This window comes from Geobacillus genomosp. 3 (assembly GCF_000445995.2).
Classification (GTDB): domain Bacteria; phylum Bacillota; class Bacilli; order Bacillales; family Anoxybacillaceae; genus Geobacillus.
On record NC_022080.4, the window covers coordinates 425050 to 436356 of the forward strand.

Below are 11307 nucleotides of genomic sequence, written 5' to 3' on the forward strand. Positions count from 1 at the left end.
GCGTTTTGACGAAAAATAACAGTGAATATGAGATAGAAAGGAGCGAATGCGATGAAAAAATGGGCAGTCTCGCTGTTTGTGAGCGCACTGCTTCTGTATGCGGCAGCGTTCCCGGCATTGGCGGCTTCCGGAAAACCGGCCCCCGGCACGGTGATCGATATATCAAAAGAAAATACGTACCCGAACCCGACGCAAGATTTGCCGCATTTAGAGCCGAGCTCGTTTACGAAACAGCTGTTGAAATCAGCGAACGTAAAAATCGAGAATCCAGAATTGATCCATCTCTTTAACGAATCTTCGGCGACGAATACCCCGTGGGCTGTCGGCTACCGGGCGACGATTTATTTAGGTCAATGGCCGCTCAACTACCAGTCACTGGAGACGTCAACAAACTGGGAATACCAAAAGGTTAACACGAACTTTCTCGATAATCGCGGCGGCGATGGCGCGCAAAAACTGTATTACAAACAGGAAATGCAAAAGTATGTCCGCGGCGGCTTGACGGCGAAAGTGCCAAACGAAGATGCTGTAAAACGGATGATGTTGAATAAAGCGATGGAAAAAACGAAACTGCCGCTGTCGTTCAGCACTGTTGTCGGTCTTGGCACGAAAAAGGATCAGCCGTACAACGTACCGGCGAAAAAAATGGGCTATTTGTATGCGTATGCTCCGGCCGTGAATGAAAAAGGGAAAGTGACATACGGGGAAGTGTATGTCGTCTTGAAAGGAAACAAAAAGAAAATCGTTGTCAAAAACGTCACGACAAGAGGGGTCGGGGCATGGATTCCGGTGCAGGACCGCCTGTATGTATCTTATATTGTCAGCGAGCAGCCAAGATAAAGAAGGTGTCCCGGAGACAATGGGACACCTTCTCTAATGCCTATGTCTTCGCGTCAACTACCCCCACTTCTTCACCTTTCGTCGGTGAAATGGGGGCTCCCCGCTAAATCTGATGAAGCATATTAAAGACCGCACCTTGCTTGAAACGAACCGCTTGATCTACCTTTTTCACCGTGCGACACGCGCCGCCCGTTTTGTAAAATCAACGCTGCGGTAATACGTTTGTTTGACAAGCACATTAGGTCCTAAGCAGCGCGCCGCCGGGCAGTGGCAAAGAAGCTCATTGGCGAGTTTCGAGCGCCGCCATTGGTCATACACATCCGGCAACGAATCGTGAATGATGTTGCCAAGCGGCGGTTCGTCGCCGAAGTCGGTGACGATGACCTCACCGGTAAAAATGTTGACATTGAGCCGCGAACGGCCGTCCGGGTCGTTGCGGACGGTGACGTTTTTGCTTTCATACAGCCGCTTCAATAGACGAAGATCGTCTTCGTTGTCGCTGCACGGGTAAAATGGCAGCGTGCCAAACAACATCCAAACGTTTTCATCGCGAATGTCAAGCAAATGGTGGATCGCTGCGCGCAGCTCATTGAGACTTAGCGTCTCTAAGGCGCCCGCAAAATCGCTTGGGTACATCGGGTGGATTTCATGCCGCCGGCAGCCCATTTCCTCAACGACTTGGCGGTGGATCGTTTCCAAATGGCGGACGGTCCGCTTGTTGAGCATCGTCTCCGCCGACACGATCACCCCTGCCTTAGACAGCGCTTTGGCGTTGTCGAGCATGCGTTGAAAATATTTTTCCCGCTGTGCGCGCGTCGGTTTCCGTTCCATCATAGCAAAGCCGCCGTCGATGAAATCGTCGATCGTCCCCCAGTTATGGGAAATATGAAGTACATCCAAATACGGAATCACCTTTTCGTAGCGGGACAAGTCGAGCGTCAAGTTGGAATTCAACTGCGTCCGCACTCCGCGCTCGTGCGCATAGCGGAGAAGCGGAACGACGTATTGTTCCACGGACGTTAACGACAGCATCGGCTCGCCGCCGGTAATGCTTAATGAGCGCAAATGCGGAATTTCTTCAAGCCGGCGGATGAACAACTCAAGCGGCAGCGCCTCGGGGTCTTTCGCTGTCAATGTGTAGCCGACGGCGCAATGCTCACAGCGCATATTGCAAAGCGTTGTCGTCGTCAACTCGACGTTCGTTAGTTCCAGTTTTCCATACTCCTCTAGATCAACGTACGCTTCCCACGGATCGTACGCCGGCGTAATGGCCGGCATAGCGGATGAACGCATCGCTTTCTCCTCTTTCCATTCAAAGTCCCATCGTCCATTATTAGCCGCCTTGGCGGCGCTTGTCAATCGTTTTGGCTGTTTTGCATCTATCCCATTCGTATGAGCGGAAGAGAACGATCATGAGATGGAAAAGAAAGATTTTTTACACAACAGTGAGAAACGGAGTATAATAGAAAAAGATAAGGACAACTGCCTATGCACGATGAACAGGGGAAGGGGCGTTTACACAAATGGAAAAGTTCCAGCAAAGCATGTACGACTTGATCGTCGAGACGTCGACGAAGCTGCCGAAGGACGTCCGTCGAGCGATCGCTCGGGCAAAAGTGCGCGAAAACGCCGGCACGCGGGCGGCGATGGCGTTGGATACGATCGTTGGCAACATTCAAATGGCGGACGAAAACGTATCGCCGATTTGCCAAGATACGGGTTTGCCGACGTTTAAAATCAAAGTGCCAGTCGGCGTCAACCAAATTGAAATGAAACAAGCGATCCGGGCCGCCATTGTCGAAGCGACGAAAAACGGCAAACTGCGCCCGAACTCGGTTGATTCGCTCACCGGCAAAAACAGCGGCGACAATTTAGGCGAAGGCGTACCGGTCATTAAATTTGAGCAGTGGGAAAACGATTACATTGACGTCCGTCTCATTTTAAAAGGCGGCGGCTGTGAAAACAAAAACATTCAATACAGCCTGCCGTGTGAACTCGAAGGGCTCGGCCGCGCCGGCCGCGATTTGGACGGCATTCGCAAATGCATTTTGCATGCGGTGTATCAGGCGCAAGGGCAAGGGTGCAGCGCCGGCTTTATCGGCGTCGGCATCGGCGGCGACCGCTCATCCGGCTATGAGCTTGCCAAAGAGCAACTGTTCCGCCCGGTTGATGATGTCAACCCGATTGAAGAGTTGCGCCAGCTTGAGGAATACATTATGGACAACGCCAACAAGCTCGGCATCGGCACGATGGGCTTCGGCGGCGAATCGACGCTGCTCGGCTGTAAAATCGGCGTCATGCACCGCATTCCGGCGAGCTTCTTCGTCTCCGTCGCCTACAACTGTTGGGCGTTTCGCCGCATGGGGGTAAAAATCGACCCGCAAACCGGCGACATTATCGAATGGCTGTACCAAGACGGCGAAGACGTCGATTTTGCAAAAGAGTTGGAAAAAGCGGAAACGGCCGCAGCGCTCGAACAAGGTGAGTCGCGCGTCATCGATCTCGTTCCGCCGCTGTCCGAGGAACAAGTGCGAAAGCTCCGCGTCGGCGATGTCGTCCGCATCAGCGGCATGATTTACACTGGCCGCGACGCCATTCATAAATATTTGATGGATCATGATGCTCCTGTTGACTTAAACGGACAAATCATTTACCATTGCGGCCCGGTCATGCTAAAAGACGAAGACGGCCGCTGGCACGTGAAAGCGGCCGGCCCGACGACAAGCATCCGCGAAGAGCCGTATCAAGGCGACATTATGAAAAAATTCGGCGTCCGCGCCGTCATCGGCAAAGGCGGCATGGGCGCGAAAACGTTGCAAGCTTTAAAAGAACACGGCGGCGTATATTTGAACGCCATCGGCGGCGCGGCCCAATATTATGCGGACTGCATCAAATCAGTCGAAGGCGTCGATCTCATGGAGTTCGGCATTCCAGAAGCGATGTGGCATTTGCGCGTCGAAAACTTCACCGCCGTTGTCACGATGGACTCACACGGCAACAGCTTGCATGAAGATGTGGAAAAATCATCATTGGAAAAACTGGCCCAATTCAAAGAGCCGGTGTTCAAATAAAAAGTGAAGAAGCGATTGGCAGCGTGACTCCCCAAAAGCATCCGCTTTTGGGGCTTTTTTTGCAAAAAATGGCGCGCGTAAAGCAGCTGAGGGCGAAAACAATAAAAAAAGAGGAAAAGACGGCGGCCAAGGAGGAACCAGGCATGAGATGGCTCATTTCTCTCGTTTTGGCGATCGCGCTTTTTCCCGCTTCTGCGTTTGCCGTAAGCAATCAAGCGATCCATTGGGGGTTTAAGCGGAGCGAGAACCACGAGCCCCCGTCGGCGGGAAAAGAGCTCGATGAACTGCTCGCCAAATATGACGCGTTTTATTTAGGCGATACGAGTGAAAAAACGATTTATTTAACGTTTGACAACGGCTATGAAAATGGCTATACGGCACAAATTTTGGACGTATTGAAAGAAAAACATGTGCCGGCCGCCTTTTTTGTCACCGGCCATTATTTGCAAACGGCGCCCGATTTAGTCAAACGGATGGCGGCGGAAGGACATATCATCGGCAACCATTCGTGGCACCATCCCGATTTAACAACCGCAAGCGATGAGCGGGTGCGCGAAGAGCTGGAAAAAGTCAAGGAAAAGACGGAAGAGCTGACCGGGCAAAAAGGGATGATGTACCTTCGCCCGCCGCGCGGCATTTTCAGCGAACGGACGTTGGCGCTCGCCCGCGAGCTCGGCTATTACCACGTCTTTTGGTCGCTGGCGTTTGTCGATTGGCAAACCGACCGTCAGCGCGGTTGGCAATATGCCTATGACCAAATTATGAAACAAATTCACCCGGGCGCGATTTTGCTGCTGCACTCCGTGTCCAAAGACAACGCCGAGGCGCTGCCGAAAGTGATCGACGACTTGCGCAAACAAGGGTATACGTTTGCCAGCCTCGATGACCTTATGGCCAAAAAGGCTGGCCTTCATCCGTGGCTGTTTCGCCCGTAAGCCGTTTCGTTTGAAAAACAGCCCGCCCGTGAGCCGTTTGGTTCAGCGGGTGTTTTTCGTTATAATGGGGATACGGACGAAAGAAACAGGTGAACGCGATGTGGACAAAGACAGTGACTGTGCCGGCCCCGTACGATTTCGCCCATGTCCTTGAGCGGCTTTCGCTCGACCCGCTGTTGGCTGTGGATCGGGAACGGCAGCGCATCACCGTGCCGCTCGCCCTCGACGGCTGTTTTGTGCCCGTAACGGTGGAAGGCGTCGGCACAAAAGATGACCCGAGATTTGTCGTTTCAGCGCCTTTTCCCGAGCGACAAGAAGAGGTGATGGAGCGGATTTCGCATCTGTTTCAATGGCGGACGCCGCTCAGGCCCATTCACGAGCATTTCCGCCACACCGAGCTGGCGCCGCTCTTTGCGGAATATGAAGGGATGCCGCTTGTGCTCGATTTTGATCTATATTTTTGCCTCATCAAATGCTTTATCCACCAACAGCTTCATTTGAAAGTCGGCTATCGGCTGACAGAGCGGTTTGTGAAAACGTTCGGGACGGAAATGGATGGCGTTTGGTTTTATCCGCGCCCGGAGGAGGTGGCCGCCCGTTCGTACGATGATGTGCGCGCCTTGCAGCTGAGCGGACGGAAAGCGGAATATATCGTCGATGTGTCGCGCCTCATCGCCGAGGGGAAGCTGCGGCTTGATGAACTCGAGCAGATGGAAGACGGCGAGGTGATGGAGCGGCTGACCGCCGTGCGCGGCATCGGCCCATGGACGGTGCAAAATTTCCTCCTCTTCGGCCTCGGCCGCCCAAACGTGTTTCCGCCGGCGGATATCGGCTTGCAGCGGGCGGTCGAAAAACAATTTGGGCTCCAAAAGCGGCCGACCGCAAAAGAGCTGGCGGCGCTCGGCGAGCGGTGGAAGCCGTATGCCAGCTATGCGGCGCTTTATTTATGGCGAAGCATTGAATGAGAGGGACCGATATGGCAAAGCAACAAACGAACATCAAAATCAAAAAAGGCGACCAATTTCCCGTGACGATTCAACGGATCGGCATTAACGGCGAAGGGGTCGGCTATTTCCAAAAACAAGTCGTCTTCGTCCCCGGCGCGTTGCCGGGGGAAGAAGTCGTCGTCGAAGCGACGAACATCCACCCGACCTACGCCGAGGCGAAAATCAAACGAATCCGCAAGCGTTCACCCAACCGGGTGGCGCCGCCATGCCCGCTGTATGATCAGTGCGGCGGCTGCCAGCTCCAGCACCTATCGTACGAAGCGCAGCTTGAAGCCAAACGCGACATTGTCATCCAGGCATTGCGCCGCCACGCCCGCCGCCTCGATGTCGACAAGCTCGACATCCGCCCGACGATCGGCATGGACGACCCGTGGCAATACCGAAACAAAAGCCAGTTTCAAGTCGGGGTGAAAAAAGGGAAGGTGCTCGCCGGGCTGTACGGCCTTGACTCCCACCGGCTCGTCGACCTATCGGAATGCCGCATCCAGCATCCGCAAACGACGCGTGTCACGAATATCGTGAAGACGATTTTGCAAGACTTGCGCATCCCGATTTACAACGAGCGGACGAGAACGGGCGTCGTGCGGACGATCGTCGTCCGCGTCGGCTTCCATACGGGCGACATTCAGCTTGTGCTGGTGACGGCGACAAAAGACATCCCGCGCAAACAGTTGCTCATTGACGAAATTCGCCGCCGCCTCCCGGAAGTGAAATCGATCGTGCAAAACATCAACGGCGAAAAAACGTCGCTCATTTTTGGCAATGAAACCGAAGTGCTCGCCGGCGACGAATACATTCAAGAAACGCTCGGCGACTTGTCATTTGAACTGTCGGCGCGCGCTTTTTTCCAGCTTAACCCGATCCAAACAGTCAAGCTGTACGACGAAGTGAAAAAAGCGGCCGCCCTCACCGGAACAGAGCGGCTCGTTGACGCCTACTGCGGCGTCGGCACGATCGGGCTGTGGCTCGCCCGCGATGCGAAAGAAGTGCGCGGCATGGACACGATCCCCGAAGCGATTGAAGACGCCAAGAAAAACGCGAACAAACATGGCTTTACGAACACGCACTACGTCGTCGGCAAAGCGGAATACTGGCTGCCAAAATGGGTGAACGAAGGCTGGAAACCGGACGTCATCATCGTCGACCCGCCCCGCGTCGGCTGCGACCGGGCGCTGCTTGAAACGATCCTCCGCGTCCGCCCGAAAACGGTCGTCTACGTTTCGTGCAACCCATCGAGCCTCGCCCGCGACCTCGACGCCTTGGCGGCACAATACCGCGTCGACTACATCCAGCCGGTCGACATGTTTCCGCATACGGCGCACGTTGAGGCGGTGGCGAAGCTGGTGTTGGAAATGTAAACATGAAGTAAACTTGTTCCGCTCCTTAGGAATGATTCACAGCAGACAAGAAAGTCATATATTTTTTGAACCGATTGAAACTGATGGCTTATTGTAAAAAACGCACGTAGCAAAGCGCCTTTTCCTGTCAAGGAAAGGCGTTTTTTCTGTTTGCTGGTGGGAAAGGCGGAGGTTTGCCGCATATTGTAGGTGAAAGGGAAAGAAAGGTTGAATCCGACGGCGTGCTTAACATATAGGAGAGCTCACTTCTAGATAAAGGGAATAGGCTCTTTGTATGGCTGGATTCTTCCGAGTCTTCATACTGATCCAAGGAGGATAGCTCGTTTATCCTATCTTTTTTGTTGATATTAGTTATAAATTCCTGTTTTATCCATAGACGAAAGGAAAATGAAAAAAAATTTAGAATAAAATGAGTAAATGATAAGGAGGGTGAGCAATGAAGAAAAAATTACTCATGTTGACCGTTGCTGGGGGCCTTCTGGCGAGCAGTGCCGCTATCCAGTTGCCGTTTGTAGAGGCGGTCGGCAATGGGCCGAATTATGGAGGGCATGAAACGGTTAGAACCGCTATACTCCACACTTATGAAGAGATGGTTGCCTTCTTAAAGGAGCAGGACGCTAAACAAGAACAGATGGAATTAGAAGTGATTGGGCAATCCATCAAAGGAAGAGACCTATATCTCGTCAAGTACATCAAAAACCCGGATCATCCGACCATTTTATTTTTGACTCAACAGCATGGCAATGAGCAATTGACGACAGAAGGAGCTCTGGAGTTTATTAAACATCTTGGGACAAGGAAAATGAAAGACGTCTTGAACCATGTCAATGTACTAATCGTGCCGATGCTAAACCCGGACGGGGCGATGGGGGATGTTGATTTTCCGCTCGATGATTATATCGCAAGCGGAGACCGCCATTTGACGAGGTATAATGCCGTTGGCGCTGATTTGAATCGCGATCATGTAAATAAACAATATCCGGAGACAAAGGCGCTACATAACAACGTGCTCCGCAAATATCACATCGATTATATGATCGACTTGCACCATCAAGGGGCAAACAGTGAACGGGACGGCAAGTTAGTATCCGGCTCTATTCTTTATCCAACTTCTCCTAATGCAGATGAAGAAGTTGTTTACCGTTCCAAACAATTAGGGGCTGTAATTTTTGATGCCATCGAGCCGACAGGATGGGGGCATCTTGGAAAATATGTTGGCGGCTCATCAGAGGCCATTGGCCGAAATGGCATTGCAGTTGAATATGGAATTTCGACATTGCTATTTGAGATGCGTGGGATGTCAGACCATTACATTGGTAGCTATGTTATTGGACAAAAAAGCAACGGTTATTTAATTCGACAAACGGTTGTCGCTTTGGATGCGGCAGTTAGGGCAATCGCTGACGGCTCGATTCATGAAAAAGATGTTTCTTTTTGGGACACCCTGCCTTATCAAGAGCGGAGATCTGAGTAGTAGATCGGCTCTCCGTTGAAACGCGCAGAGAGATTATATCACTTTTTTTTAAATTGAAAGGGGATACGCTCATGAAAGGAAAACGCCCAAAACTTATATGGCCAACTGCTTTGGCGCTTACGCTTGGATTGTCCTCCCCCGTTTTTGCGGATCCGCAGTCAAGACCGAACGGCCCGTATGTCGAAGATAGCCAAAATATTTCGTTATCAAGCTTTATGTCTAATGAGGAATTGGCGGCTACCCTTCAGAAGCTGGAAGCTGCTTCCCAAGGAAAGATGAAGGTTGAAATCGCCGGGTATTCAAACTGGGCGCCTGATGGATACAAGACGGCCGAGGATAAAGGCTATCCTCTTTACTTAGTGAAGTTTGGAGACGCCGACCCGAATAAGAAACGTATATTCATTACAGCCCAAATTCACGGAAATGAGCAAATCGGCGCCGAAGCAGCCATTGATATTATGAGAAAGCTGTCTTCCAATGACCAGGAAGTTCAAAACATTTTAAAGAAGGTATCGATTTGGATTATGCCACGCATTAACCCTGAAGGGGCCGATAATACGTATGAAGGAAAATGGTATCCGACCCGTTATACACACCAGACGTGGGAACCGGAGAAGCTAGGGCTTTCGGAGGACACAGCTGCCCCGTGGTATTATAGGGCGGACGGGAGCGAGAGAGCTCAAAATAATGACGGCCGCGTCTATTATGGCATCCCTGGTTATGACCAAAATCGGGATTATAACCCGAACTTGAACTTTCGGATAGAGGATTATCATCCAAGTGATGTTGCGGCGTTTTTAAATAACAAAGAAACGAATAACAGCTTATATGGCGGTTTTTACGTTACGGCGGAGGCGAGAACGGTGACAAGTGTGTTTCAACAATTCAAGCCAGACGTATACATCGATCTTCACCATCGGGGATTTAACACTGTTTCCGATGATGACAACCGCTCCGTTCCCGTACAGCTGGCCGCCGTTGTCGCGGATCCATATACAGATCCGTTTACAGGAAAACATTATGAGGTGGATGAAGATGTCTTGACACTTAGCAAGCAAGTCAATGCCTTGGCTGCACAATCACTTCAAAGAGGCCAGTCACATTTCGGAGCGGTGCAAAAGTATCCTGACGTAAACTTGCCTGGCACGGCCCTCGGGGCGTTTGCATTGAACGACACCGCTATTATGTTGATTGAAATCAAAGGACAATCGCAAACGCTAGGACAAAAACAGTCCGGCATGTTAAGGCAAACGGTTACAACACCGCTCTACGAGGTGTTCAAAGCCATGGCTGACGGCTCCATTCATGATATTGACCCGGCGCTGTATGATGCCATTCCGGAGGCTGACAATCGCATCAGTGATCCAACAACAAGGGATGATCAACACTTCTAAAGGGATGGGAATTGTTTCTGAAACTGGCAGTCATGTCAACATGGCTGTCAGTTTTAGTTTTTAAGGCCTCGTGAAAGGAAAAATACGCCTCCAGTCGTAGACAAAATATATCTATGGAACATGATGGGAAACGGATTGTCCGCAGTATGATGGAAAACGAAAGGAGGCGAAAGGATGGCAAAAAAGATCGGGCTGTTCGTTGCCGGCGCGGTGGCGTTGCTTGTGCTGCTGTTTCATCTTGGACCGCTTGTCGGGTTGGCAATCACGCTGGCGGTGCTGTACTATGCGTTCAAGAAATGGTTGAAAGCCCCATCGACATTTGGGAAAGTGGTGTGGGCGCTCATTGGCTGTGCGGCGTTGGTGGCCAGCGCCTCGAATGTGCCGGCGCTTATCGCGCTTGTCGCGGCGTATGTGCTGTATGTTGTGTATCAGAAATGGAACGGAGTGAAAGATAAGCGCATCGTTCCAGAAGCAGACGACCCGTTTGTCAACTTCGAAAAACAATGGGCGGAGCTGCAGAAGCATTATTAATAAATGATGGAAAGGGAGCGGATCAACGGTGAGTGTATTCTCTCGCTTGAAAACGATCATTGAAGCCGATCTTCATGAATGGCTTGACGAAAAAGAAAAGAAAAATCCGATTGCGCTTCTCAATCACTATTTGCGCCAATGTGAACAAGAAGTCGAGCGGGTGCGGCAGCTGCTTGAGCGCCAGTATGCGCTGAAAGAGCAATTTGCCCGCGAGCGCCGCGAAGCCGAACAGATGGCGGAAAAACGAAGCAAGCAGGCGGAGGTGGCGGCGCAAGCAGGGGAAGTGGAGCTGGCCGAATTTGCCCGGCGCGAACAAGCGCAATATGCGGAACGGGCGACCCGCCTGAAACAGCTGTCCGAGCAAGCGAGCCGCGAGCTGTTTGAGTTGGAAGCGAAATATGAGGAAATGAAGCATAAGCTAAAAGACATGCAGATGCGGCGCATGGAGCTGATGGGGCGGGAGAATGCGGCGCGGGCGCACTACCGCATCCATCGGGTGGTCAACGGGGACGCCGGCCCGGCGCTGGCGGCGTTCGCCGATGCGGAAGTGTACCTTGACCGCCTTGAGCAGCAAGTTCGTTCCGATTATTACCGGAGCACGATCGACGCGCGCATCGCTCAGCTGGAAAAGCAGTTGCAGGAAGGAAACTAACCGGATATGCTAGAAGGTGTCCTAACAATAACGGGGCACCTTCTT

The 11307-nt window shown here is 51.9% G+C and carries 10 protein-coding genes; 9 read left to right on the forward strand and 1 reads right to left on the reverse strand.

The window, feature by feature from the left end; all coding sequences use genetic code 11:
* The first annotated feature begins 51 nt into the window (after positions 1–51).
* Positions 52–840 (forward strand): YfkD famly protein, encoded by a 789-nt coding sequence (locus M493_RS02205; RefSeq protein ID WP_020958647.1) that lies wholly within the window; start codon positions 52–54, stop codon positions 838–840.
* Positions 841–1008: 168 nt separating this feature from the next.
* On the opposite strand, the gene yfkAB is transcribed toward M493_RS02205, so the two are convergent.
* On the reverse strand, positions 1009–2133 hold the full coding sequence (gene yfkAB, locus M493_RS02210; RefSeq protein ID WP_020958648.1) for a radical SAM/CxCxxxxC motif protein YfkAB: 1125 nt from the start codon (positions 2131–2133) through the stop codon (positions 1009–1011).
* A 230-nt stretch (positions 2134–2363) separates the two neighbouring features.
* On the opposite strand from yfkAB, the gene M493_RS02215 reads away from it, so the two are divergent.
* The 8 genes from M493_RS02215 (at position 2364) to M493_RS02250 (ending at position 11262) form a co-directional block, all read left to right on the forward strand.
* Positions 2364–3911, forward strand: a complete 1548-nt coding sequence (locus tag M493_RS02215; protein ID WP_020958649.1) for a fumarate hydratase — start codon at positions 2364–2366, stop codon at positions 3909–3911.
* Between the two features lie 143 nt (positions 3912–4054).
* Entirely contained in the window at positions 4055–4846 is a 792-nt protein-coding gene (gene pdaA, locus M493_RS02220) for a delta-lactam-biosynthetic de-N-acetylase (RefSeq protein ID WP_023817464.1), read from the forward strand.
* 98 nt (positions 4847–4944) lie between these two features.
* Entirely contained in the window at positions 4945–5811 is an 867-nt protein-coding gene (locus tag M493_RS02225; protein WP_020958651.1) for a DNA-3-methyladenine glycosylase family protein, read from the forward strand.
* Positions 5808–7211 carry a 23S rRNA (uracil(1939)-C(5))-methyltransferase RlmD gene (gene rlmD / locus M493_RS02230; protein ID WP_041267726.1) on the forward strand — a complete coding sequence of 468 codons (1404 nt, stop codon included), beginning with the start codon at positions 5808–5810 and terminating at the stop codon, positions 7209–7211. Before M493_RS02225 ends, rlmD begins: the two co-directional genes overlap by 4 nt.
* Positions 7212–7647: 436 nt before the next feature.
* The gene (locus M493_RS02235; RefSeq protein ID WP_015373944.1) at positions 7648–8685 is read left to right on the forward strand and encodes a M14 family zinc carboxypeptidase; all 1038 of its coding nucleotides are present in this window, start codon (positions 7648–7650) and stop codon (positions 8683–8685) included.
* 71 nt (positions 8686–8756) lie between these two features.
* Positions 8757–10079, forward strand: coding sequence for a M14 family zinc carboxypeptidase (locus M493_RS02240; RefSeq protein WP_015373945.1), 1323 nt, complete (start codon positions 8757–8759; stop codon positions 10077–10079).
* 174 nt (positions 10080–10253) lie between these two features.
* A complete protein-coding gene (locus M493_RS02245; protein WP_020958653.1) occupies positions 10254–10610 on the forward strand; it encodes a permease in 357 nt (118 codons plus the stop codon).
* A gap of 28 nt (positions 10611–10638) precedes the next feature.
* Positions 10639–11262, forward strand: a complete 624-nt coding sequence (locus M493_RS02250; protein ID WP_023817466.1) for a PspA/IM30 family protein — start codon at positions 10639–10641, stop codon at positions 11260–11262.
* Positions 11263–11307 lie beyond the last annotated feature (45 nt).

Bases quoted from the DNA above. Each gene is read 5' to 3' on its own strand.
- M493_RS02205 (WP_020958647.1), top strand. From the start codon at position 52: ATGAAAAAATGGGCAGTCTCGCTGTTTGTGAGCGCACTGCTTCTGTAT.
- yfkAB (WP_020958648.1), bottom strand. From the start codon at position 2,133: ATGCGTTCATCCGCTATGCCGGCCATTACGCCGGCGTACGATCCGTGG.
- M493_RS02215 (WP_020958649.1), top strand. From the start codon at position 2,364: ATGGAAAAGTTCCAGCAAAGCATGTACGACTTGATCGTCGAGACGTCG.
- pdaA (WP_023817464.1), top strand. From the start codon at position 4,055: ATGAGATGGCTCATTTCTCTCGTTTTGGCGATCGCGCTTTTTCCCGCT.
- M493_RS02225 (WP_020958651.1), top strand. From the start codon at position 4,945: ATGTGGACAAAGACAGTGACTGTGCCGGCCCCGTACGATTTCGCCCAT.
- rlmD (WP_041267726.1), top strand. From the start codon at position 5,808: ATGAGAGGGACCGATATGGCAAAGCAACAAACGAACATCAAAATCAAA.
- M493_RS02235 (WP_015373944.1), top strand. From the start codon at position 7,648: ATGAAGAAAAAATTACTCATGTTGACCGTTGCTGGGGGCCTTCTGGCG.
- M493_RS02240 (WP_015373945.1), top strand. From the start codon at position 8,757: ATGAAAGGAAAACGCCCAAAACTTATATGGCCAACTGCTTTGGCGCTT.
- M493_RS02245 (WP_020958653.1), top strand. From the start codon at position 10,254: ATGGCAAAAAAGATCGGGCTGTTCGTTGCCGGCGCGGTGGCGTTGCTT.